Origin of the sequence: Pedobacter sp. (assembly GCF_040513095.1) — a bacterium.
Taxonomy (GTDB): domain Bacteria; phylum Bacteroidota; class Bacteroidia; order Sphingobacteriales; family Sphingobacteriaceae; genus Pedobacter.
Window position 1 is genome coordinate 1 of sequence record NZ_JBEVDX010000078.1, and the last position, 25,313, is coordinate 25,313.

18 protein-coding genes and 1 other RNA gene are annotated in these 25,313 nt (G+C 44.2%); 12 read left to right on the forward strand and 7 right to left on the reverse strand.

Features of this window, described 5'->3' with window-relative positions:
• Together rnpB and ABWY16_RS09695 are read left to right on the forward strand one after the other, a co-directional pair.
• Positions 1-206: RNase P RNA component class A (gene rnpB, locus ABWY16_RS09690), an RNA gene on the forward strand; the annotation flags it as partial.
• Positions 207-277: 71 nt separating this feature from the next.
• Positions 278-1,681, forward strand: a complete 1,404-nt coding sequence (locus ABWY16_RS09695) for a sigma-54-dependent transcriptional regulator (RefSeq protein ID WP_353904448.1) — start codon at positions 278-280, stop codon at positions 1,679-1,681.
• Positions 1,682-1,843: 162 nt separating this feature from the next.
• Here ABWY16_RS09695 and ABWY16_RS09700 read toward each other — a convergent pair whose 3' ends face one another.
• The 5 genes from ABWY16_RS09700 to gatB form a co-directional block, all read right to left on the reverse strand.
• On the reverse strand, positions 1,844-3,634 hold the full coding sequence (locus tag ABWY16_RS09700; RefSeq protein WP_353904449.1) for a chloride channel protein: 1,791 nt from the start codon (positions 3,632-3,634) through the stop codon (positions 1,844-1,846).
• 54 nt (positions 3,635-3,688) lie between these two features.
• The gene (locus ABWY16_RS09705; RefSeq protein WP_353904450.1) at positions 3,689-4,411 is read right to left on the reverse strand and encodes an RluA family pseudouridine synthase; all 723 of its coding nucleotides are present in this window, start codon (positions 4,409-4,411) and stop codon (positions 3,689-3,691) included.
• Positions 4,412-4,440: 29 nt separating this feature from the next.
• Entirely contained in the window at positions 4,441-5,130 is a 690-nt protein-coding gene (locus ABWY16_RS09710) for a response regulator transcription factor (RefSeq protein WP_353904451.1), read from the reverse strand.
• A 105-nt stretch (positions 5,131-5,235) separates the two neighbouring features.
• Positions 5,236-6,342, reverse strand: coding sequence for a redoxin domain-containing protein (locus ABWY16_RS09715; RefSeq protein ID WP_353904452.1), 1,107 nt, complete (start codon positions 6,340-6,342; stop codon positions 5,236-5,238).
• Positions 6,343-6,393: 51 nt separating this feature from the next.
• Positions 6,394-7,857 (reverse strand): Asp-tRNA(Asn)/Glu-tRNA(Gln) amidotransferase subunit GatB, encoded by a 1,464-nt coding sequence (gene gatB, locus ABWY16_RS09720; RefSeq protein WP_353904453.1) that lies wholly within the window; start codon positions 7,855-7,857, stop codon positions 6,394-6,396.
• Between the two features lie 142 nt (positions 7,858-7,999).
• On the opposite strand from gatB, the gene ABWY16_RS09725 reads away from it, so the two are divergent.
• From ABWY16_RS09725 to ABWY16_RS09735, 3 genes are all read left to right on the forward strand, one after another.
• The gene (locus tag ABWY16_RS09725) at positions 8,000-8,641 is read left to right on the forward strand and encodes a hypothetical protein (RefSeq protein ID WP_353904454.1); all 642 of its coding nucleotides are present in this window, start codon (positions 8,000-8,002) and stop codon (positions 8,639-8,641) included.
• 113 nt (positions 8,642-8,754) lie between these two features.
• Complete coding sequence (locus tag ABWY16_RS09730) at positions 8,755-9,171, forward strand: Fur family transcriptional regulator (RefSeq protein ID WP_353904455.1); 417 nt, start codon at positions 8,755-8,757, stop codon at positions 9,169-9,171.
• Between the two features lie 110 nt (positions 9,172-9,281).
• The gene (locus ABWY16_RS09735) at positions 9,282-11,360 is read left to right on the forward strand and encodes a heavy metal translocating P-type ATPase (RefSeq protein WP_353904456.1); all 2,079 of its coding nucleotides are present in this window, start codon (positions 9,282-9,284) and stop codon (positions 11,358-11,360) included.
• A gap of 106 nt (positions 11,361-11,466) precedes the next feature.
• Here the strand turns inward: ABWY16_RS09735 and alaS are convergent, their stop codons facing one another.
• On the reverse strand, positions 11,467-14,175 hold the full coding sequence (alaS, locus tag ABWY16_RS09740) for an alanine--tRNA ligase (RefSeq protein WP_353904457.1): 2,709 nt from the start codon (positions 14,173-14,175) through the stop codon (positions 11,467-11,469).
• A gap of 118 nt (positions 14,176-14,293) precedes the next feature.
• On the opposite strand from alaS, the gene ABWY16_RS09745 reads away from it, so the two are divergent.
• The 7 genes from ABWY16_RS09745 (at position 14,294) to ABWY16_RS09775 (ending at position 24,356) form a co-directional block, all read left to right on the forward strand.
• Complete coding sequence (locus ABWY16_RS09745; protein ID WP_142527052.1) at positions 14,294-14,629, forward strand: MerR family transcriptional regulator; 336 nt, start codon at positions 14,294-14,296, stop codon at positions 14,627-14,629.
• Between the two features lie 44 nt (positions 14,630-14,673).
• Positions 14,674-16,758: a ComEA family DNA-binding protein gene (locus ABWY16_RS09750; RefSeq protein ID WP_353904458.1), complete on the forward strand. Its 2,085-nt coding sequence runs from the start codon at positions 14,674-14,676 to the stop codon at positions 16,756-16,758.
• A gap of 7 nt (positions 16,759-16,765) precedes the next feature.
• Complete coding sequence (locus ABWY16_RS09755; protein ID WP_353904459.1) at positions 16,766-18,703, forward strand: ComEC/Rec2 family competence protein; 1,938 nt, start codon at positions 16,766-16,768, stop codon at positions 18,701-18,703.
• Between the two features lie 22 nt (positions 18,704-18,725).
• Positions 18,726-19,505 carry an enoyl-CoA hydratase/isomerase family protein gene (locus ABWY16_RS09760; protein ID WP_353904460.1) on the forward strand — a complete coding sequence of 260 codons (780 nt, stop codon included), beginning with the start codon at positions 18,726-18,728 and terminating at the stop codon, positions 19,503-19,505.
• Between the two features lie 18 nt (positions 19,506-19,523).
• Positions 19,524-20,195 carry a hypothetical protein gene (locus ABWY16_RS09765; protein ID WP_353904461.1) on the forward strand — a complete coding sequence of 224 codons (672 nt, stop codon included), beginning with the start codon at positions 19,524-19,526 and terminating at the stop codon, positions 20,193-20,195.
• Between the two features lie 62 nt (positions 20,196-20,257).
• The gene (locus ABWY16_RS09770; RefSeq protein WP_353904462.1) at positions 20,258-22,123 is read left to right on the forward strand and encodes an LTA synthase family protein; all 1,866 of its coding nucleotides are present in this window, start codon (positions 20,258-20,260) and stop codon (positions 22,121-22,123) included.
• Positions 22,124-22,181: 58 nt separating this feature from the next.
• Positions 22,182-24,356, forward strand: coding sequence for a S9 family peptidase (locus ABWY16_RS09775; RefSeq protein WP_353904463.1), 2,175 nt, complete (start codon positions 22,182-22,184; stop codon positions 24,354-24,356).
• A 176-nt stretch (positions 24,357-24,532) separates the two neighbouring features.
• On the opposite strand, the gene ABWY16_RS09780 is transcribed toward ABWY16_RS09775, so the two are convergent.
• A complete protein-coding gene (locus tag ABWY16_RS09780; protein WP_353904464.1) occupies positions 24,533-25,309 on the reverse strand; it encodes an SDR family NAD(P)-dependent oxidoreductase in 777 nt (258 codons plus the stop codon).
• Between the last annotated feature and the right edge of the window lie 4 nt (positions 25,310-25,313).

Here is a 25,313-nt window from a genome sequence, read left to right on the forward strand (position 1 = left end):
GGTAAGAGCTCACGAATTCTCCGGGCGACCGGAGGAGCTGGTAAACCCCGGGAGTTGAAAGACCAAATAGGCTGACGCATGTAGGGCTGCTCGTCCGATGTCAGTGGGTAGGTCGTTAGAGATAAATGGCAACGTTTATAGTAGATTAATGATAGAAGCCCCGAGCAATCAGGGTACAGAACCCGGCTTACAGGCTTGCATTTTTTTATTTTATCAGTATTAATTGATAATTAGTAAATATATTAGTATCCAACAAAAGAGAAGAGAGTTACAACCTATGGCAAAATTATTAATTATTGATGATGAACGTGCGATAAGAAGCACATTACGTGAAATCTTAGAGTATGAGAACTATGACGTTGAGGATATTGATAATGGAGTTGATGGGTTAGATCTGATCAGGAAAAAGAAGTTTGACCTGGTATTGTGCGACATCAAAATGAACAAGATGGATGGTATGGAAGTGCTTGAACAGGCACTTGCGCATAGCCCTGATCTTCCGTTCATCATGATCTCTGGTCATGGTACCGTTGAAACTGCAATTGAAGCCAGTAAAAAAGGAGCGTTCGACTTCATTTCAAAACCACCGGATCTGAACCGGTTGCTGATTACAGTAAGAAATGCACTGGACAGAGGTAACCTGGTTACCGAAACCAAAGTTTTAAAAAGGAAAGTAAGCAAAACAAGGGATATCCTTGGCAGCTCTGAAAATATCAATAAGATCAAGGAAACGATCGAGCGTGTTGCCCCTACTGAAGCCCGTGTATTGATCACAGGTGCAAACGGTAGCGGTAAAGAACTGGTAGCCCGCTGGCTGCACGAAAAATCACAGCGTTCTGAAAGTCCGCTGATCGAGGTAAACTGTGCCGCGATACCCTCTGAACTGATCGAAAGTGAATTGTTTGGTCATGAGAAGGGATCATTTACTTCTGCAGTGAAACAACGTATAGGGAAGTTTGAACTGGCCAACGGCGGAACGTTATTCCTGGATGAGATTGGTGACATGAGCCTTTCTGCACAGGCGAAAGTGCTGCGCGCTTTACAGGAACACAAGATTACACGCGTGGGTGGTGAGAAAGAACTGGAAGTGAATGTACGTGTGCTCGCCGCAACGAACAAAGACCTGATGAAAGAGATCGAAGACGGCAATTTCAGAATGGACTTGTATCACCGTCTGAACGTTATCAACATCCATGTACCTCACCTTACCGAACGTACAGAAGATATTCCTGAAATTGCACTGAGCTTTCTTGAAGACATCTGCAAGGATTACGGTATGCCGGTTAAGAAGATCAGCGACGCTGGTATGGAAGCATTAAAAGGCTTACCATGGACAGGGAACGTACGTGAGCTGCATAACATGATTGAGCGCCTGATTATCCTTAGTGATAAGATCATCACCGAACATGATGTAGCTGCATTTGCCAATCCTGGTGGTGGTACAAACATTGGTGCTGCAGGATCTTCCAGCAGTTCAAATGGTGCTGCCGTAAGTTCTACCAACTATGATAAATTCAATAACTTCCAGGATTATAAAGACCATGCTGAAAGGGAATTTATCAAGTTTAAACTGGAAAAAAATAACTGGAACGTTTCCAAAACTGCTGATGATATCGATATTCAGCGCAGTCATCTCTACAGCAAGATCGAAAAGTTTGGCCTGAAAAGAGTTACTGAATAAAGTTTTACGCGAATTGGGAAGCATCTCCTTGCTTCGTGAAAAAAGGTACTATTGAACCAATGCTGCCAGACGGAAGAGCGTCTGAAGGCATTGATTCAATAGTACCTTTTTTTTTATAAGATTATCAGTTGCATGATGGCTTGTAATATGCCACCAACTGTTTTACTCCATATAATCTGCCTGCCTGCTCAGCAGTGCACGGTACTTGTTAAATATTTTTGTCTTGGAAACAATCCCCAGATACTCCTCCTGGTCATTCAATACAGGCAGCAGCCAGGCATTTTCCTTCTCCATTTTCGTGAGTACATTTTTCAGTGAATCATTGATGTATAAAACATCAGGGGCAGACTGCATCAGGTCATGCACAGATAAATCTGCAGCAGCAGGAACATTGATTGCCTTTTTCAGGACATCCTCTACATAGATCAGCCCTTTAAAAGTTTTGTCCTCGCCAATTACCGGGAAGAGGTTCCGTTTGGAATTCAGAATATCATGCAACCGCTCAGCGATCATTTCATTTTGATTGAGTACCAGGTAATCGTTTTCTACCAGGTACTTCAATTTCATCATGTGCAGTACTGTGGCATCCTTATCTTCATAAGACATGAGCTCACCTCTTTCTGCCAAAGGTTTGGTGTAGATAGAATATTTGTTTTTGCCCCTGCTGATCAGGTAAGCCACTGCAGAAGTAATCATCAGTGGTACCATCAGGACATATCCGCCTGTGATTTCAGCAATAAGGAAAATTCCGGTAAGCGGGGCATGCATTATCGCACTCAGTGATGCCGCCATTCCTGCAACGATAAAGTTAGCAACGTTTACCTGGGCAATACCCAGTGTGTTGATCGTAAATGCGAGTACAAAGCCAATGAGTCCGCCCATGATCAGGCTTGGTGCAAATATCCCTCCGTTACCACCGGCGCCAAGGGTAATCAGCGTAGCAGCAGATTTGGCAAACAGGGTTATCGTTGTGAACAGGATAATGGCCCATGGCAGGTTGCTGTAAGAAGCAAAAATACTGTTCGTGATCACTGTGCTGTAGTTACCCCCCAGAAGGTTCTTGATAGTGATATAGCCTTCACCATATAGCGTTGGGAATAAAAACACCATTGCACCAAGTACAATACCACCGGCAATTACCCTTTGATAAGGGCCTTTGATATCATGGAAAACATGTTTGATAAAGTAGTATATCTTATTAAAATAGATAGAGAAAACCCCAATTAACGCAGCAAGCACCACATACCATATCAGGGCATTAAACTGCCAGCCTTCTGTTACCAGGAAGAACAACTGCTCATTATAAAAAAACCTGGCTACCACCGCTGCTGTTGCCGAAGCCAGCAAGAGCGGGATAAAGGCAGGAATAGAAAATTCAGGTAAAAGGATCTCAATCGCAAATACAATCCCGGCAATGGGACTGTTAAATGCTCCGGCGATACCTGCCGCTGCACCGCAGGCAAGCAGCATCGTAGTTTCCCTGTACGATAAACCTAAGAAACGGCCAAGTACAGAGCCTATCCCCGCTCCGCTTTGAACAATCGGGGCTTCAAGACCAGTAGAGCCACCGAACCCTACAGTCAGCGCAGCAGTGATAATCTGGGAATAAATGTTATGGGGCTCAACGCGGCTTGACTTTCTTGAGATGGTATATAGTAAAGGTGTTAAGCCCGTCTCAAACTTACCTTTCCTGATAAACCTTCTCACATACATCACCGACAGCAAAATCCCTATAAAAGGAAAAACAAGAAAAAGATAGTACTTATATTCCCAGTGAAAGCCGTCCTGAAGGAAATCTTCAATGCGGTGCGTAAGTGATTTCAATATCGCGGCTGCGAGTCCCGCCAGTATTCCAACAATCAAAGCTGCAATAACAAGAAAATTCCTGTTGGAGATTTTAGTGCGGCGGTATTGGTTTAGTGTGTCAAGATAGGTTACCAGTCTTACATACATTATTCTTTATTTAAATGATAAAACTTATTAAATCAAATCTATCCGGCAGCGGAATTAGCTATCGAACTTATCTAATAATTTGATCAGTGTGGCGTAATCCTTAGGATAAGGGGCTTCCACCTCTATATCTTTATCGTCAAGGCCTTTAAAGATGACATGTTTTGCATGCAGGGCAAAGCGTTTCATGATCGGCTGTTCCTCGTCATCTTTGGCAATCCTGTACCCCTTTTTGATACTGGATAGAAAGACAGGCTTTCCTTTGTATAAGGTATCGCCGCAGATTGCAGCGCGCTGCGTAGCAAGGTGAATCCTGATCTGGTGCATCCTTCCGGTAATCGGCCTGCATTCAACCAGGGTATAGTGTTTATAAAATTTGATAGAGTTGAAAATGGTCTCGGCACGCTTACCTTCCTTCCGGTCGATCGTTACGCTCCTGTTACCGTCATTGAGAATGGGAAGGTCAATAAAAAGTTCATTGAAAGTGTACTGACCGTCTACCACAGCATGGTAAGTCTTTTTGACTTTGCGTTTTTCGAACTGCATGGAAACAGAACGGTAGGCTTCGGGATTTTTTGCAATGATGATTGCACCGGAGGTTTCTTTGTCCAGACGGTGACAAACCTGGGCATCTTCTGAATATTGTTTAGCGAGACGAAGAATATTTACTTCGCCCGAGCCGCCACGTTCGTCTAATGAGGCAACAAATGGCGGCTTGTTTACAACGATATGGTTATCGTCTTCGAATAGAATAAGATCTTTAAATACAGGATATTTCAATGGTGTGGTTTTTCTAAAGCACAAAAGTACTAAGAAAGTTCGAACTTATACCCTACACCCTTCACTGTTGCCACATAAGTTTCACCTAATTTCTCCCTCAGTTTACGAATATGCACATCGATAGTCCTGTTGGTAACCACTACAGAATCTTCCCATATGTTCTTCAGTATAGACTCCCTTGTGTATACTTTACCTGGTTTAGAGGCCAGCAGGTACAGCAGTTCAAATTCTTTTTTGGCCAGAACAACCTTTTGTCCGTTCTGGTAAACAAGGTAGGCTTCCCTGTCAATTACCAGGTCACCAATCTCCACTTTATTATCAGATACTTCGTCGTTACTTACATTACGTCGCAGAATGGCATTGATCCTGCTTACCAGCGCACGTGGTTTAATAGGTTTGGCGATATAATCATCCGCTCCAACATTAAAACCCGCGATCTCAGAATATTCTTCGCTCCTTGCAGTAAGAAATACCATAAAGGTATTTTTAAACTCAGGAATAGCGCGCATAATACGGCAGGCCTCTATCCCATCCATCTTTGGCATCATGATATCCAGAATGATCAAATCAGGATGAACCTTCTTCGCTACCGTTATACCGTCTTGTCCATTGCTTGCAAGGTATACCTGGTATCCTTCTTTCTTAAGGTTGTATTCAATTAACTCTAAAATATCAGGTTCATCATCTACTATCAGGATCTTTTGTTTTACGGTGCTCATGGCTTTAAATATTTGTTACGAAATTAAGTAATCAATTATACTAAGAGGTTAAATGCAAGTTAACAAATTGTTAATAGCATCCCTTAGTTTAACATGGATTTAGGGTTAACGTAAAGTCTTATTTAAAAAGGAGTCCAGTTCTTCTCCATGAAGGTTCTTAGCGATGATCTTGCCTTCCGGATCAAGAATGAAAGATGCAGGGATCTGATCTACCTGATATGCCCTCACAGTAGCACTTGCAAAATCGTTCAGTTCACTGCCATGTGTCCAGGTTAATCCGTCCTGTATCACGGCCTGTTTCCAGGCTTCAGCATCCTTATCCAGGGAAATACCTACGATGGTAAAGTTCCTGCTTTTATATTTATTGTATGCTTTTACTACGTTAGGGTTTTCCTGTCTGCATGGCTGGCACCATGAGGCCCAGAAATCAAGCATCACGTATTTACCTTTTAAGCTGCTCAGGCTGATTGTTTTCCCATCAATGGTAGGCATGGTGAATTGCGGTGCCGGCTGCCCTACCTGTACTGATCTCAGTTTGGCCATCCTTACAAGGAAATCCGTTACTGCATCATTTTTATTGAAGTTGCTTTTGATCTTTTCGGCATAAGCCAGCATTTCCTGCTCATAATCACTGGGATTTAAAGAATTGATGGCATAGAAACTTGCCAGTGAAGAAGTATTGTCCATCGCGAACTTCAGGATGTAATCCACCATCTCCTGTTTTACTTTAATCAGCTCAGGGCTCATCTGCGCGATGATGGCCTGTCTGCTTTCCGGATTTTTAGCCACGTTCTCCTGAAATTGTGTTTCGAGCGCTGTAAGTTTGGCTACGTATTCGTTTCTGTTTTTGTTCAGTTCTTCCAGTTTATCTGCTTCATCAGCACCTGATAGTTTATAATCAAGCGTAGGACTGGAAAGATCGGCCTCCAGTTTAATCACATCGCCATTCTTCGCGATCAGTACATATTCGCTGTGGTCAATTTTAACTTTGAAAAAATCTACGTCCGGTGCGTCACCCGCAAATTTGAATTCTCCCTTATCTGACAGCACTGTAGAGTCTGTCGCTGTCTCTACGTTTTTCACAATCGAATACAAATAAACTTTGGCTTTGGGTGTGGCATGCTCAAACTTGCCCCCGATCTCAAATTTACTCTTGTCTTTGCAGGCTGCAAAAGTGATGCATAAAGCAAGGAAGAAGAAGATTCTTTTCATTTGTATAGCTATAGTGTATGTTTTCATTTTGTCCTCATTAAATGAGCCTTTTCATTTTAATTTTTCTTCGAGCAGCGCATTGATCTTCTGCGGATCTGCTTTACCTTTTGCGAGTTTCATTATTTCACCAACAAACAGACCAAGAACTCCTTTTTTACCGTTTTTATAGGCCTGCACCTGGGGCTTGAATTTTTCCAGCACCTGATCAGCAAAGCCCGCCAGCTCGTCATTGTTTTCAACGATCAGGATATTCATTTCTGCAGCCAGTGCCAGGGCATCTGTTCCGGCTTTCTGCTGCATAGCAGGTAAGAGCTGCTGCAGGGCAATCTGCTGTGTAATCTTCTTTTCATCAACAAGGTTAATCACTGCAGCAAACTGCAGGGGATCAATCCCAAATGAACTGATACTGAGCTGCTGTTCGTTGAGCATTGCCCTAACTGGCCCTGTAAGCCAGTTGATCAGGCTTTTGGGATTCCTCACTTCCGCCAAACCCTTATTCAGGTAATCCAGCAGCTCTGCGTCCTCGGCGAAAATCACTGCTTCGGAGTTGCCGATGCCGAAATTGCTGATCAGTTTTGCTGTAATTTCTTTGGGCAGGGCAGGCATCGCGGCTTTTAACTGTGCCAGCCATTCATCTGAGATCTGTACCGGAGGAAGATCAGGATCAGGGAAGTAACGGTAATCGTTGGCCTCCTCCTTAGTTCGCATTGGTGCAGTAGTACCATGATCAGCATCAAAAGTTAAAGTACTCTGAACAATCACCCCTCCTGCCGAAACCAGTTCCTGCTGGCGTTTAAATTCAAAATCCATCGCCCTGCGCACATTCCGGATTGAATTGAGGTTTTTTACTTCACAGCGTGTTCCAAACTCCGTTGTGCCCAGTTCGCGAATGGAAATATTTGCGTCGCAGCGTAAACTGCCTTCTTCCATATTTCCGTCACTTACGTCAAGGTGCCTTACCAGCTTTCGCATTTCGGTAAGCAGTGCCGAAGCTTCTTCAGCCGACCGGATGTCGGGCTCAGTTACAATCTCTATCAAAGGTACTCCGGCCCTGTTCAGGTCTACATAAGAGTATTGATCGTTCTGATCATGCATGCTTTTACCTGCATCTTCTTCAAGATGGATGCGGTTGATGCCTATTCTTTTTTCAGTACCGTCACTGAGGCTAAGGTCTATATATCCGTTCTGGCAGATGGGGCGGTTATCCTGCGTGATCTGATATCCCTTCGGAAGATCAGCATAGAAGTAATTTTTTCTGTCAAAAAAGTTGGTCTGGTTGATCGTACAATTGAGGGCAAGGCCCATTCTGATGGCTTTGGCCACCACTTCTTTATTGAGTTTAGGCAGTGCTCCTGGCAGTGCAAGAGAGACTGTAGATATATTTTCATTCGGTTTGGCACCAAATGCAGCACTGTCTGAAGAAAATATTTTGGAAGCCGTATTTAACTGAACGTGAATCTCTAAGCCTGATACCAATTCAAATTCTGTGGCAGAAATTGCAGTTTTCGTAATCATTTAAGGGCAATAAATTAAACTAATGTCGGGAATTACTGTCTCACAAATATAACCAAATAAGTTAATGCCAATGGCGGTTAGAAAAATTATAATCATTGGCACAGACTTTGAACAAATGTTATCACACACAAATGAAACCATTATGAAAAAACTACTTTTAATTGCAGCAATCGGGATTGGATCTCTGGCAGCTGTACCTGCAAAAGCCCAGGTGAGTTTAAGTGTAAACATCGGCTTACAGCCCGACTGGGGGCCGAGGGGCTATAACCATGTAGACTACTACTACCTGCCAGATGTAGATAGTTACTATGATGTTCCAACCAGACAATACGTATATTTAGAAGGCGGAAGCTGGGTTCACAGAAGGTATTTGCCATCCCGCTACAGAGGTTATGATCTTTATGGCGGAAGGAAAATAGTGATCAATTCACGTGACCCATGGTTGCGCCACAATGATTACCGGACCAGATACGTAACCAATTACCGCGGAGGCGGATACAGGGGCGGCAGAACAACTGTGATCCACAGAAATAACTATTTTGGCCCGAGAGGCGGATACAGCAACCATGGTGGCCCAAGAGGCGGATATAACAACCACGGTGGCGGACCACGAGGCGGTTTCAATCATGGCGGTCCAAGAGGTGGAAATGACCACGGTGGCGGCAATAACCACGGCGGACCAGGCAGAGGCGATAACCACGGTGGTGGAAACAACCATGGCGGAGGCGGCGGCAATCATGGTGGTGGCAATCACGGTGGCGGAAGAGGTGGACAAAGAGGTTAATCTTTTTCAATATAATTATCACTGAGTTGTAAAGTATATGGTCAGAATGGCCATATACTCTACAACTTTTTTTATTTTTACACTGTATCCTGCTGCTGCAGGAAAATAAAATCATGATTAAAGAAGCAGAACAGATTCTCGTTCAAAAAGACATCAGCCCAACGGCGATGCGGCTTCTTGTACTTGAATTTCTGCTCAAACAGTCTTCAGCAATCAGTTTAAGCGACGTAGAGAAAGGCCTTGAGCCTGCAGACAGGGTAACGCTTTACCGTGTACTCAAGAAATTTGAGGAAAAGGGACTTGCACACAGTATTGACGATGGTTCCGGGGTGCCTAAGTACGCACTTTGCGCAGAAGACTGCGTAGCCGGCCACCACCATGACCTGCATGTACATTTCTTTTGTAATGCCTGCCGTGAAACCTCCTGTCTGCCTAAATCTAAAATACCACAGGTGATCCTGCCCGAAGGTTTTGCATCTGAAGAAGTAAACCTGACGGTCAAAGGAACCTGCCGTAAGTGTTTCTCCTGAAATCCAGGCGGATCCTAAAGTTTGCAATGCCATTGCAAGCCTCTTTTCAGTACTTTTACAGTACATACAGACAGGAACACATCAGTTCCTGGGGCTGTTAAAGTAGAGAAATGAGTAGACCACACGCATGCGAATGCTGTTCGACAGAACCGAAACCAATAAAAAAAGCAGTAAATCATAGTCACGAAGGACATGAACATGAAGGCCACAATCATGAAAGCCATGAAGACGGTGATGATGATGACCATAACCATGGGGGCGATCATGATGCAAGCTGGAGGGGACAACTCCCTCTCTTATCTGCTCTGCTCATCCTTGCTGTGATGCTTGTGCTTGATTTCGGTTTCCATTACCAGCCATCCAAAATCATTCAGCTTCTGATTTTTGGTGCAGCCTATCTGCTGGCGGGATGGGAAGTACTGCGGCTCTCTTTCAAAAAAGCAATGCACCTGGATTTTTTCAATGAGTTTTTCCTGATGAGTGTAGCTACCATAGGTGCGTTTGCGATCGGTTCTTATAGCGAAGGTGTTGCGGTAATGGTTTTTTACTCTATCGGCGAATGGTTTCAGGACAGCGCTGTTTCCAATGCAAAACGCAGCATCAAAGCTTTGCTGGATATCCGCCCCGATAAAGTGACCGTACTCAGGAATGGAAATTCGGAGACTGTCCATTCTTCTGAAGTAAAAACCGGAGAGATCATCCAGATCAAAGCGGGTGAAAAAGTGGCACTGGACGGTGAACTGTTATCAGACAAAGGCACATTCAATACTGCGGCAATGACCGGCGAAAGCAAACCGGATACTAAAGTAAAAGGTGATACTGTACTTGCGGGAATGATCAACCTCAACACCGTCACCGAGGTGAAAGTCCTTGCCTTATTCAAAGACAGCAAGCTGAGTAAAATACTGGAAATGGTACAGGATGCCACGGCAAGAAAATCTAAAACACAACTGTTCATCTCCAGGTTCGCAAAGATCTACACCCCTGCAGTATTTGCGCTTGCCGTACTGGTAGTGGGACTACCTTATTTCATTACAGACCATTATGTATTTACCGAATGGTTGTACCGCGGTCTGGTATTCCTGGTGATCAGCTGTCCATGTGCCCTCGTGGTTTCTATTCCGCTCGGGTATTTCGGCGGGATCGGCCTGGCCTCCAAGAACGGAATCCTTTTTAAAGGCTCAAATTTTTTGGATGTGGTCACCACCATTAATACCATTGTGATGGATAAAACCGGTACGCTGACCAAAGGGGTTTTCAATGTACAGAAAGTGGTAGCTGCCAATGGCGATAAAAAGGAACTTATCAATCTGGCGGCAGCGATCGAAAGTAAATCCACCCATCCGATTGCGCTCGCTATTACCGCATATTCGAATAAACTGGCGGCAAATGAAAAAGACTATGCATCACTGCCAAATGAAGATTTGCTACAGCCAACGGCGGATAATAGATCCACTTATGTAACCGAAAATGTAGAGGAAGTTGCAGGCAGGGGATTGAAAGGCACAGTGAATGGCAAAGAAATCCTCGCCGGAAATACCAGATTACTCGATCAGTTTAAGATTGGATATGACAAGGCTGCCGCTGAGGAAGAAGATACAGTTGTGGTTATTGCACTGGACGGAAAATACGCCGGTTATGTCACCATTGCTGATGAACTGAAGGAAGATGCCCTGGAGGCGATCAGACAAATGCACAACCTGAACCTGAAAACCGTGATGCTTAGCGGCGATAAACAGGCTGTGGTAAATAAGATTGCAAAAATACTGGGCATAGATCAGGCATTCGGCGATTTGCTGCCTGAAAATAAAGTTGAGCAAGTAGAAGCCTTAAAAAACGAAGGCAGGAAACTTGCTTTTGTGGGCGACGGAATTAATGATGCACCGGTTGTGGCACTTGCAGACGCAGGAATTGCCATGGGTGGATTAGGCAGCGACGCAACAATTGAAACTGCAGATATCGTGATCCAGAATGATCAGCCTTCAAAAATCGTTACTGCCATCAAAATAGGCAAACTAACCCGCAATATCGTTTGGCAAAATATAGCCCTGGCCATGGGCATAAAAATCATTGTGCTTACGCTGGGTGCTGGTGGTGTAGCGACATTATGGGAGGCCGTAATTGCTGATGTCGGTGTAGCCTTACTGGCTATATTGAACGCTGTAAGAATCCAGAAAATGGATGTTTAGAGAAAAAGTAGATCCCCGCGGGATCTTCTCGGCTGTACCGCTTGCGCGTTACAAATTTGGTAATTAAGAATGTTCTGACAGGATCGTCCTGTCAGAACATAATTTTTTATTCTCCTGCTGGCACCAGGCTGATTACCTTTTCGAGGACTTTTGGCAACCCTTCTTTATTCTTTCCACCGGCTGTTGCATAAAATGGCTGTCCGCCTCCTCCGCCCTGGATATCTTTAGCCAGTTCACGAACGATATTTGAAGCATTCATTCCCCTTTCAGCTACAAGATTTTCTGATAACATGACTGTAATACCTGGTTTATCATCAATTAAAGTAGTAAACACAAGAAACAGATTATCAACAAGATCCTTCACCGAAAAAGCAAGATTCTTTATGGCATCAGCATTGGGCAGGTCAACCTGCACTGCAATTACATTGATACCGCTTACCGTCTTCATATGATGAACAATTTCATGTTTAAGGTTGCCTGAACGTTCGATAACGGCTTTTTCAGCATCCTTTTTCAGCTTGGCGTTCTCATCTATCAGGGCGGTAACAGCTCCGGCAAGATCTTTATTTCCTTTAAGTAGCGCCCTTAACTGACTGATTTCCTGATTCTGATTCACAATAAATGCTTCTGCTGCATCAGCAGTGATTGCTTCAATACGCCTTACCCCGGCTGCTACTGCACTTTCAGACAGGATTTTAAAATAGCCAATCTGACCTGTAGCCTGTACATGCGTACCACCGCAAAGTTCCTTTGAATAATTATCATCAAAAGTGATTATCCTTACCACCTCGCCATACTTCTCGCCGAACAAAGCTGTAACACCGCTTGACAATGCCTCTGCATAAGGAACCTGGCGTTGCTCTTTCAGCGGAATGTTCTCCCTGATCTTTTTATTGACGATATGCTCAATGGATGTCAGCTCAGCATCAGTGATCTTGGCAAAATGAGAAAAGTCGAAGCGCAGATACTCCGGATTTACCAGTGATCCCTTCTGGTTCACATGCTCGCCCAGGACGCTTTTTAATGCCGCGTGCAGTAAATGGGTCGCCGAGTGGTTGTTATTCGTCTGAGCCCTCTTATCTTCGTTTACAACAGCCCAGAACTGGCCATCAATATCTTCCGGTAATGTATCGGTATAGTGAACAATTACCCCATTTTCTTTTTTGGTATCTGTGATCTCCACAAAAAACATCCTGCTGTGGTCTTCCAGTCGCCCGGTATCTCCTACCTGCCCCCCGCTTTCACCGTAGAAAGGTGTTTTCTGCAATACAATCTGGTATTGCTCCTTTCCTTTGGCAGTAACCTGTCTGTACTTCAGGATTTTTGTTTCGATCTCCAGGTCGTCATAACCAACAAATTCGGTTTCAGGATCCGGATGTACTGTAATCCAGTCCCCCGTATCCACCGCTGTTGCAGCTCTTGATCTCGATTTTTGTTTCTGAAGACTGATGTGGTATTCATCCATATCTACATTCCATTTCTTCTCCCTGGCCATCAGTTCGGTCAGATCTATCGGGAAACCATAGGTATCCTGTAATTCAAATGCAAACTCTCCCGAGATCACCATCTGATCCTTCAGAATGCTGTATACCCATGCATCTTCAAATGGCTTTTCCGGGTCAATTGCGTTTTCTGACATCAGGAACTCTGCCTGTTTCTTCGTATAGCTTTCAAAACGCTGGATTCCTGTCGCCAGTGTCCTCAGGAAAGATACTTCTTCTTCCAGCACAACTTTCTGTACAAAATCCTGTTGCAGGGACAGTTCATCAAAAACGCCTTTGAATTGTTCTGCAAGTACAGGCACCAACTGGTTCAGGAATGGATCTTTCAGGTTCAGGAAGGTATATGCATAGCGCACCGCCCTTCTGAGGATCCTTCGGATCACGTATCCTGCTTTGTTGTTTGCAGGAAGTTGTCCATCGGCAATGACAAATGAAATTGCACGGATATGATCCGCCATCACACGCATAGCGATGTCTGTTTTTTCGTCAGTGCCATAGGCGATGCCGGCCTTTTGCGAGATGAACTGGATCAGTGGCTGAAACACATCAGTGTCGTAATTGGAAGCCTTATTCTGCAGGACACGCACCAAACGTTCAAAGCCCATTCCTGTATCAACGTGCTGTGCAGGTAAAGGTTGTAAAGAACCATCTTTCAATCTGTTAAACTGCATAAAAACGTTATTCCAGATCTCTATTACCTGAGGATGGTCTGCGTTGACAAGCTCCTTACCGGAAACTGCTGCACGCTCCTCATCAGGACGGCAATCTACATGGATTTCTGAACAGGGACCACAGGGCCCCATATCGCCCATCTCCCAGAAGTTATCTTTTTTATTTCCCAAAATGATCCTGTCTTCAGGTACAAACTGCTTCCACAGTTCATAAGCTTCGGTATCTCTGGGCAGCCCTTCTTTCTCATCTCCTTCGAAGATCGAAACATATAACTTATCCTTAGGAATGCCATACACTACGGTGAGCAGTTCCCAGCTCCAGGCGATGGCTTCTTTTTTAAAATAATCTCCAAAACTCCAGTTGCCCAGCATTTCGAACATGGTATGGTGATACGTATCAATCCCCACTTCTTCCAGGTCATTGTGTTTACCTGAAACCCTTAAACAACGTTGTGTATCGGTTACCCTCGGATATTTGGCAGGAGCTTCCCCTAGAAATATGTCTTTGAACTGGTTCATCCCCGCATTGGTAAACATCAGGGTAGGATCGTTTTTAACCACGATCGGCGCTGATGAAACAATATGGTGCTGTTTCGATTCAAAAAATTTTAGGTAGGCCTGTCTGATTTCTTTTGCTGTCATTCTTTGCTTGAAAATTATTCAACAAAATTAAAATTTTATTGCGGTATTCTACTAAAATCCCTTTACATTTGAATGCTTCATATAAATGCTGTAAAACACTAACTATCAACATAAAAGTATGCCTTACAAGGAACGGGAAATTAATAAAATGTATTATACGATGGGTGAGGTAACGGAAATGTTTGGCGTAAATGCTTCTCAGATCCGTTTTTATGAGAAAGAGTTTGACATCCTCCAGCCCAAGAAAAACAAGAAGGGAAACCGCCTGTTTACCCCTGAGGACGTTGAGAATCTGAAGATGATCTTTCACCTGGTAGATGACAAGGGTTTTACCCTTAAAGGTGCAAAGGACCACCTGAAGAACAATAGCGGGGATGTAAAGGAAAACCAGAAGATCATTGCTTCGCTGGAACGCCTGAAGGATTTCTTATTGAAGTTAAACGAAGAGATTTAAATAATAAATTAACATAATTTCTTTATTGGTATTACTTTGTCATCATGTCAAAGTATACCATTCTCCATTTCCCGCTGTTCAGTCCACCGCTATGCGGCCTGCTGACAGCACTCATCTGCTGTTGCTGTTGCAGGCAGACCGCCATTGCACAGGAAGATGCAGTTCTCAAAAATATAACTTCTCATCTTGCAGAAAGCCTGCCTGAGGAAGAAGACCTCTCCGCTCTCACCGAACGTCTGTCTTTTTACAAAGACCAGCCTATCGACCTGAATCAGGCAAAACCTGATCAGCTGAAGGAACTGGTATTTCTCTCTGCGTTACAGATCAGCAATCTGTTGAGACATATCCGTGTCAATGGAAAGCTAAAGGATATTCTTGAGCTGCAGGGAATAGATGATTTCGATACCGAAACGATCAGGAGAATACTGCCCTATGTAACAGTTAGACCCGGGCAGAGTTACAGAGGCTTGCTTAATCTCAGAAACCTGCTGCATAACGGGAATAACGAATTGATCCTGAGGTACGGACAGGTACTGAAAAGGCAAAAAGGCTTTGACGAGCTTCCCGGAAGCAGGTACCTTGGCAGCCCGCAGAAATTCCGGCTGAAATATAAATATTACCTTGGCGACCAGCTATCGTTTGCTCTAACAGGTGATAAGGATGCCGGAGAAAGCTTTCTGGGGAGTCATTCTCAAGCTGGTTTCGATTTCCTCTCGGCAAGTCTGGGCCTCTACAAAAATGGCCGCTTTAAAAAGATTGTAATCGGAGATTACAGTCTGCAGTTTGGACAGGGCCTGAGCCTCTGGACAGGATCATCATTTGGTAAAGGGGCAGATGTGGCTGGAGTAGCAAAAAAGGATACGGGACTAAAACCTTACACCTCGGCTGATGAATTTGCTTTTTTCAGGGGTGCAGGATCCACAGTAAGTGTATCAAAAGATATTGATATTACTTCATTTATTTCATTCAGGAATTTAGATGCCAGCCTGAGCAAAAGCTCTGAAGCTGAGTACAGCCTTACAACCATAGGCATCAGTGGTTTGCACCGCACAGCATCCGAAATCAGAAACAAAGGCAGTCTCCGGCAAACGGCTTATGGCACAGCACTTGAGCTGAGAAAAACCAGCCTTGAAGCAGGACTCCTAGCCTACCACAGTTCATACGAACATCAGTTTACAAAAGGTAGCGCAAGATACAGGCAATATGCCTTTGAGGGAAAAGAACTCAGCAACCTTGGCTTCTGGTATAGTTGTAACCTCAGAAATATCTACTTATTCGGCGAAACAGCAAAAAGTGTCCCGGGTGGCTTCGCACTTCTTCAGGGTGCAATGACGAGCATCTCCCGCTCTTTTTCCGCTGTCATCCTTTACAGGAATTACGCAAAGGATTATCATACATTTTATAGCCAGGGATTAGGCGCTGGATCGGATGCTGCAAATGAGCAGGGCTGGTACGGGGGCATACACTGGAACCGCGGTACGCGCTGGGATATCTCCGTTTATGCCGATCTGTTTCATTTTCCATGGGCTAAGTACAGGATAGACAGCGCTTCGGACGGAGCTGATCTGATGGGACAGATCAGCTATTTACCCAGAAAAAATCTAAAGCTGAATTTCAGGATCAGCATTAAGGTTAGTGAGCAAAATCTAAGTTCCTCTCTTCCCGTTAATCCTCTTGCCAAGCTATACAAAGAGAACTGCAGACTGGGGGCCAGCTGGCGGCTGAACAGCAAAATGAAGATGGAAAACCGGGTTGAAATCACTCAGTTCAGGAAAGGAAATGCCGCTTCAACATATGGCTGCATGATCTTTCAGGATGCAGATTACAGCCCGCTTTCCTCCAGATTTTCTGCCAATATCAGGCTGGCCTTTTTCAGTACAGCCAGTTACGAAAACAGGATCTACGCCTACGAAGATGACGTGCTGTACGGAGCAGGTTCGGGCCTGTATAACGGTCGTGGCTTTCGCAGTTTTCTGAACATGAATTTCAGGCTTACCGGGCGACTGAAAGCATGGCTGAGATATGCTCTTTATTTCTACCCCGGCGAAGAACATACAGGCTCCGGACTTGATGAGATTACAGGAAGCAGCAAGCCTGAAATCAAGTTGCAGTTACGCTACCAATTTTAGTAAAGTTATGTACCCGAAACCGACTGTATTCGTACGGATACTCGTTCCATTTTGTGCAGGAATAGGGGTTCTGCGGTATGCCGTTTTTGCCAAATTAAATTTGCCAGTTTGTATTCTACTATTTACAGATTTAATTTTATTGTTCACATTCAATTACTTATACCGTTCAATTAAAGTTTACCATCACAAACATAAACTTGCTGTTCTATTATACCTGCTGTTCTTTTTACTCGGAGCACTTTCCGTAATAGCTCAGCCTGACGCGCTGAATCAGAGTCATTTTTCAGCAGGTAAGGCAGCATATTTAAAAATTTATGTTGCGGATGAACCGACTGAAAGAGCCGGGTATTTGAGATTTAAAGCAAGGGTTATTGCTGCCGGCACTGGCAGGAAAATGAAGAAATCTTCAGGTCTGCTGATGGTCAGCCAGCGGCTGGACAGCCTCCATTTTACGGGTGTGAATTATGGCAGGGTATATCTCATTCCTGCCCGCTGGCACAGGGTACAGCCCCCCGCTAATCCTGCTGAGTTTGACAGTAGATCCTGGTTGGCCAATCAGCAGATTTACCACCAGGTTTTGCTTTCCTCCGGCGAGCTGATCCCTCTTCAGGAACATCGGGGATCAGCTGTAACCAGGTTTGTACTTGCATTCAGAAAACAGCAGGTTGAGCGGTACCGTAAACTGATCAGTTCTGATGAAGCATTTGCCGTTGCAGCAACCCTGATTTTGGGGTACCGGGCAGACCTTGATGCAGAAACTATAGCAGCCTATTCGAAGACGGGAACCATTCATGCACTGTCTGTATCTGGTATGCATGTGGCAATGGTATACATGGTTCTTGAGTTTGCACTAGGATGGATGAACAGGAAAAAAGTTTTGAAATGGCTAAAGATGACTGTCATCCTCGCGCTGATCTGGTACTATACATTGGTTACCGGATGTTCAGCTTCTGTACTGAGATCAGCCATTATGATTACAATGCTGATCCTTACAAAATCCCTTCACAAAAACACCGGAGGTTTTCATATCCTCGCCCTCTCTGCCTTTTGCCTGCTTTTTAGCAACCCAAACCTCCTTTGGGACGCAGGCTTTCAGCTTTCTTACCTTGCTGTATGCGGATTGATTTATCTGCATCCGAAGATCTGTAAACTCATTTCTTTCCGGTGGTGGCTCCTGCAACAGACATGGAGCATTACCTCCGTATCGATTGCCGCAACTTTGTTCACGTTTCCGCTCAGCATTTACTACTTCCACCAGTTCCCGGTGTATTTTCTGCTAAGCAATCTGTTTATCGCAGTGCCTGTTGCGGTATTGATGTATGGCGGCCTGGCCATCCTTCTTTTCCGCTGTTACTTTCTCGCTCCTGCCTTTGAATGGCTCCTTAATTTTATGAATCATGGATTAGAGTGCATTGCCAGCCTCCCCTACTCGGCCATTCAGCAAATCTGGATCACAAAAACAGAACTGGCAGTGCTTTGCGCCGCCATGCTTTTCATGATGAATGGGATTTGTGACAGAAAGAAGCAACAGCTTATTGCCGGGTTATTCCTGTGCATTATTTTTCAGGGTATGTTACTCAGGGACAAAACTGTGGCCAGGCAGCAAATGACGACTATCACATATGCATTGCGCAGGAATTATGCCACCGCGTTTCTACGGTCAGACAAAGCAATTGTGCTTACTGATCTCTCACCTAAAGATAAACTCTTTAAATTTCATATTCAGCCCTCGCTCGATCAGCGAAAGATCAGCAGTATAACTTGTATACCCTGGGATTTCATCAACCGCCCCGAGAAGTACAAGAAAAAACAAGAGTTTCACATCAGGGATCATCAGCTCTGGTTCCGGCATTTTAAAATCAAATTTGAAAGCGACACCCTTTATTTTGAAAACTCAACTCTGGTTTTCAAACAAAATAAAGCATCTTTGGTTAACCTAAAATAAATATAAACCTATCAGTATTCGCATGACATCACCTTTGGTCTTATATTCGGTAGCAAACCGCATTGCTACGATATCACTGAACCGTCCTGAAAAACGCAATGCCTTTAACCCTGAACTGGTCAGCTCACTGACCGAAGCACTGCTCGAAGCCTCAGATGATGATGATGTAAAAGTAATTGTCCTCAAAGCTGAAGGCCCTGCGTTCAGTGCAGGAGCAGATCTGGAATACTTACAGCAACTACAGCAGAACTCCCATGAGGAGAATGTGAAGGACAGTGAAAACCTGAAAACACTTTTCACTACCATCTACTATCTGCCAAAAGTGGTTATTGCACAGGTTGAGGGACATGCGATTGCCGGGGGATGCGGGCTCGCGACAGTATGCGACATTACATTTGCCGTGCCCGAAGCCAATTTCGGCTATACAGAAGTCAAACTGGGTTTTGTTCCGGCCATAGTATCTTGTTTTCTGATGCGCAAAACCGGAGAAACCATTGCTAAAAAGATCCTGCTGACGGGAGATTTATTCTCCGCAGAGCAGGCATTGGCGTATAATTTGATTACTTATGTAACAAATAAGGAAAACATGAGTCAAACAGTTCAGGACTTTGCGTTAAAGCTTTGTGAAGAGACTTCTTCCAATTCCCTGATGGTGACTAAACAGTTAATCGGACAAACGACCAATACGGCATTGGAAACTGCGCTTAACTTAGCAGTACAGATCAACGCCAGGGTACGGGAGAGTGATGATTTCAAAAAAGGTATTGCTGCCTTTATCAGCAAAGAAAATATTAAATGGTAAACTATAAATTAAAACAATATGTTAAAGTCGATTAAAACGAGTGTACTAGCTGCAATACTGATCAGCACTGCTGCCATTGCACACGCACAAAAAAAGGTGAATGAAGGTACACTTACGTATGGTATCACTTATGATCTTAGTGCTGACCAGAAATCTATGGCCTCACAGCTGCCACCAGAAACAAAGTTTAAGTTCAACGGAAGCCTGATTAAGCTTGAAATGGAGCAGGGACCTGCAAAAATCACTGTAATCAATGATGCAGTTGCAAAAACAGGATTAGTATTGGTTGATGTACCTATTGCGCAGAAACAATATGCAGTAAAAACTTCCAAAGAAGACAATGAGCAGATGATGGGAAAAACTCCTGTATTGAGCGACTTCAAAGCTACAGGCGAAAAACAGAAAATCGGAAACTACAACACTGAAAAATACACTTACAAAGACGAGAGCGGTACGGCTTATGAAGTGTGGGCAACAAATGACATCCAATTGCCTGAAGGCATTTCGGGTTCGGAATTTAAAGCTCTTGGCGCTACTCCGGTAAAATTTACCAGAGTACAGAATGGTGTAAAAGCCAATATCCTGATCAAAACTCTTGTAGAAGAAAAGGTTGGGCCTATTTCACTGGAAGTTCCACCAGCGTATGAGATCACAACCATGGATGCTTTAAAAGCTATGGGCGGTCAGTAAAATTGAAATAATTTTACAAAATCAGGATTTTTAACATCGTGCATTTAACTAAGTTTGCGATAATGTTAAAAGTCCTGATTTTTTTTGCCCGGTTTTTTATATTCTGGTTACTGTTCTTTCTGCTGGACAGAATCATTTTCGTATGCAATTTCCTGAAAGACATACCGCATGCTGCAGTACTGGAAATTGTAGCCGTTTCCTGGCATGGAATCCGTCTGGACCTTGCTGCGGCAGCATATATGATCAGCCTGCCTCTGCTCTACTTTATTATTTCCTATCTCATTTCCGGACGGAAGAAGGAAATGCACTGGCTCAGAAAACTGAACAAAGCCTATATCATTCTTTTCAGCATCATTGCTGTAATCAATCTGAATATCTACCGCGAATGGGGTTCTAAAATAAATGCCAAAGCTGTTGGCTTTGCCTTTTCATCACCCAACGAAGCACTTGCATCCAGTGCGTCATCACCAATATTTTTCAGTCTTGGCATTTTAGCCATTCTGATCGCCTCAGGATTTGTCCTGAGTAAATGGATCATCCCGCAGGAATTAACGCTTAGAAGGATCTCTTTATGGGTTAAAATACCATTTTGTGTGCTGCTTGCCGGATTAACCTTTTTAATGATACGCGGTGGATGGGGAGTTTCGCCAAATAACCAGAGCATGGCTTACTACAGCGATCAGCAAATGCTCAACCACGCGGCAGTCAACACGGAGTGGAATCTTATAGCTGACTTGCTGAAATCAAGACATACCGAACGCAACCCCTACAACTATGTTTCGGAGAAGGATGCTGAACTGATGGTTAAAGAGCTGTACGCCGTGAAAAAAGATACAACGCTGCAAATTCTCAAAGCCAAAAGGCCAAATGTTGTAGTGGTCATTATGGAGAGCTTCACTGCTGACCTGACCAAAACACTTGGCAACGAAAACGGGATCACCCCTAAGTTTGACAGCCTGGCCAGGCAAGGTGTACTTTTTAGCAGGATTTATTCTACCGGCAACAGAACTGATAAAGGAATTGTAGGTACGCTTGCGGGTTATCCAAGTCTGGCAGCAGAAAGCATTGTTAAATTTCCCGAAAAAATGGAGCGGATATCTGCACTTTCCAGGGAACTGCTCAGAAATGGCTATCAAACCTCTTTTTTCTATGGCGGGCAGTCAGAATTCGATAATTACAAAGCCTTTGTGCTGAGTCATGGTTACCAGCTGCTGGTAGATAAATCTAAATTCAGTAGTAAGGACATGAACTCCAAGTGGGGTGCTTATGATGGTACTGTTTTCAATGCCCACCTGAGGCACCTTAACCAGGCTAGACAGCCGTTCTTCTCCACACAGATGACGCTCACAAACCATGAACCTTTTGAGGTGCCCGGCAACTATAAATTTGGGAACAGTGACAATGTCCATAAATTTAAAAGTACGGCCTTTTATACGGATTCCTGCCTCAACGATTTCCTTGCCCGGGCAAAGAAACAGCCCTGGTATGCCAATACACTTTTCATCTTTGTGGCTGACCATGGCCACATCATGCCAAAGGGCCGTAACGAAGTTTTCATTCCTCAGCGGTACCATATTCCACTGTTATTTTTTGGTGATGTGATCAAAGATGAGTACCGCGGAAAAATAATGAGCGGTGTAGGCAGCCAGATAGATGTGCCCTCTACCCTGCTCCATCAGCTGGGTATCAGCTCCAGGGGGTTCAAATGGAGTAAAAATCTGCTCAATCCAGGCACCCGCTCTTTCGCTTTTTTCAGCTGGGACAACGGAATGGGTTTTATCGATAACAAACAATGTGTTACATTTGACAATGTAGGTAAGATGGTTTTATACAATGACCATCCCCAGGATGCCAGAAACACAAAGCAGCTGCTGAAGAACGCCCAATCTTACATGCAGTCGGCCTACCACCATTTTCTGGCCCTCTGATTAAAAAACCTGCAGAGCATACAGCTCAAAACTAACTGAAATAAAAATATTGAAACCAATGAATCAAAAACTAATCTTAAAGCTAAGCCTGGTGCTGCTGATCAGTTTTTTCTGTGTAAACACCTATGCACAGGGTAAACGTCAGATCAACTGGACGAAGGACGGCAATGGCTACTATGAAATCTCCGACGGTGAGATTGTTGATATTACTTTACCCAAAAGGGAGCGAAAAACTATCCTCAGCAGAACTCAGCTGACACCCCAGGGAATGAACCAGCCCCTCAGGATCAAAAGTTTCGTGATCTCAGCAGATGGCGCAAAAGTACTGATCTACACCAATGCAAAAAAAGTATGGCGTTACGAAACCAGGGGCGATTACTGGCTGGCTGATCTCAAAGCCAATACACTGACGCAGATAGGAAAGGACAAACCAGCCTCTTCCCTGATGTTTGCAAAAATGTCTCCGGATGCAGGCAAGGTAGCTTACGTAAGCGGACATAACCTTTATGTGGACGATCTTGCCTCCAGGACCACCACAGCACTAACTACCGATGGCAACGACAGACTGATCAATGGAACTTTCGATTGGGTATACGAAGAGGAATTTGATTGCAGGGATGGTTTCAAGTGGAGCCCGGACGGTACTTCGGTGGCTTACTGGCAGATTGATGCAAGAAAGATCAAAAACTTCCTGATGCTGAACAATACAGATTCCATCTATCCTTTTGCTGTGCCGGTTGAATATCCTATCGTAGGAGAAAATCCTTCGGCCTGCAGAGTTGGGATTGTGAATATTGCTTCTGCAAAAACTACCTGGGTAAATGTACCGGGGGATAATGTCCAGAACTATATTCCAAGGATGGACTGGGTACCAAACACAAGCGATATCATTCTTCAGCAAATTAACAGAGAGCAAAATACCACAAATCTGTTTGTTGCCAATACACAAACCGGTGCTGTAAAGAATATTTATACTGAGACTGATAAGGCATGGGTAGACGCCGGACAGGAATGGCAATGGATCAACGGCGGCAAGGAGTTTATCTGGATCAGCGAGAAAGACGGCTGGCGCCATTACTACCGCATCAGCAGGGATGGTAAAAAACAGACGCTGATTAATAAAGGTGCATACGATGTGATTGAAAGTAGCCTGGTGGACGAGAAAACCAACACTTTTTATTTCACAGCTTCGCCCACTAACGCTACACAAAAATACCTTTACAAAACAAAGCTTGACGGGAGTGGCAAACTGGAACGGGTTACACCTTCCATTTTCCCGGGAACTCATGAATATGATATCTCTCCCAACGGCAGCTTTGCCAACCATACTTATGAAAGTGCCAACATCAGCCCTATCACAGAATGGATGCGCATAGATACTGGTAATCCTTTCACTATGGAAGGCAGCTTAACCAACCAGCTGGGCAGGATGCAGCAGCCTAAAAATAAATTGGAGTTCTTTAAAATCAAAACCGATGACGGAACTGAACTGGATGGCTGGATGAAAAAACCAGATAATTTTGACCAGACGAAGAAATATCCGGTTGTTTTTTATGTATATGGCGAACCGGCTTCGCAAACTGTAACGGATACTTACGGGGTGGGGCGCAACTTCTTATATGCAGGTGATATGCCTCAGGATGGTTATGTTTATATATCTATTGAGAACCGCGGTGCTCCGGCGCCAAAAGGGCGTGAGTTCCGTAAGAGCATCTATAAAAATATTGGTATCCTGAATATCAGCGACCAGGCTTCGGCAGCTAAAAAGATATTGGAATGGCCTTTTATTGATAAAGAACGTGTTGCAGTATGGGGATGGAGCGGTGGCGGTTCATCAACGCTGAACCTGATGTTCCAGCACCCTGAGATTTATAAAACGGGGATTGCCATTGCGGCAGTAGGTAATCAGCTTACGTATGATAACATCTACCAGGAACGGTATATGGGTTCTCCGTTGAAATCTAAAGAGGCGTATATTAAAGGTTCGCCAGTTACATATGCGAAAAACCTGGAGGGTAATCTTTTATATATTCATGGTACCGGCGATGATAATGTACACTATCAGAATGCAGAAATGCTGATCAATGAGCTGATTAAGAACCAAAAGGTATTTCAGCTGATGTCTTATCCTAACCGCACGCACAGTATCAGCGAAGGTGCTGGTACGAGAGAGCATCTTGCGAGGACTTATACTAAGTTTCTGCAGCAAAATTGCCCTCCGGGAGGGAGATAAGTTGGCTTTGCCTGCGGGTTAGGGAGATTTTCCGGCTTCGCTTAAAACAATGCGTTTATTTTTCAATGCCTTCTGCTGCTGAAAAGCAGCAGAAGGCATTGAAAAATAAACGCATTGTTTTAAAAAGATGGTCCTGTAGCAGGTAGCCTATACTGCACCCACGGTACTAAAGAACATCAGGCACCCTGACCAACGTTAATCGATAAGCCACCATCCATCAGATAAGTACTGCCAGTGATATAATCGGCCTCGTCCGATGCCAGGAATAATGCCAGATAGGCGATCTCCTCCGGTTTTCCGGCCCTGCCCAAAGGGATGTTCTTTTCTGCTTTTTTACGCACTTCCGGATCATCCATGGCTTTCTGGTTCATTGCTGTCAGGATCATTCCAGGTGCAATGTCATTCACTGTGATGCCAAATGGAGCAACTTCCAGCGCTGTCGTCCGCATCAGGTTTCTCACTCCTGCTTTCGAGGCATTGTAATCGCAATTGCCGGGAGCGGTGATTTCTTCATGTACGGATGAAATGTTAATGATTTTGCCCGGTTTTTTCAAACCTTTACGGTGCTGGATAAATTTCCTGCTGCAAAAGAATGTACCGTACAGATTTGTACGGATAGTTGTATCAAATGTTTTTGTATCCATTTCATCGATAGGGATACCGGATCCGTTTACGCCCGAGTTATTCACCAGGATATCGATACCACCAAAGTCTTTGATGATTGTTTCCATTTTCTTCTCTACATCCTTTTCATCACTGACATCAAACTGGATCAGCTGAGCATCCTCCTGTTGTACCTGTACAAGTTTCAGCGCTTCTTTAGCGCGGTCTTCATGGCTGTGGTAGCAAACTATTACTTTAGCTCCGTTTTTTGCATATTCTACGGCTATGGCCAGCCCGATGCCGGAATCTGATCCCGTTACGAGCGCTACTTTATTTTCAAGTTTTTTCATTTCA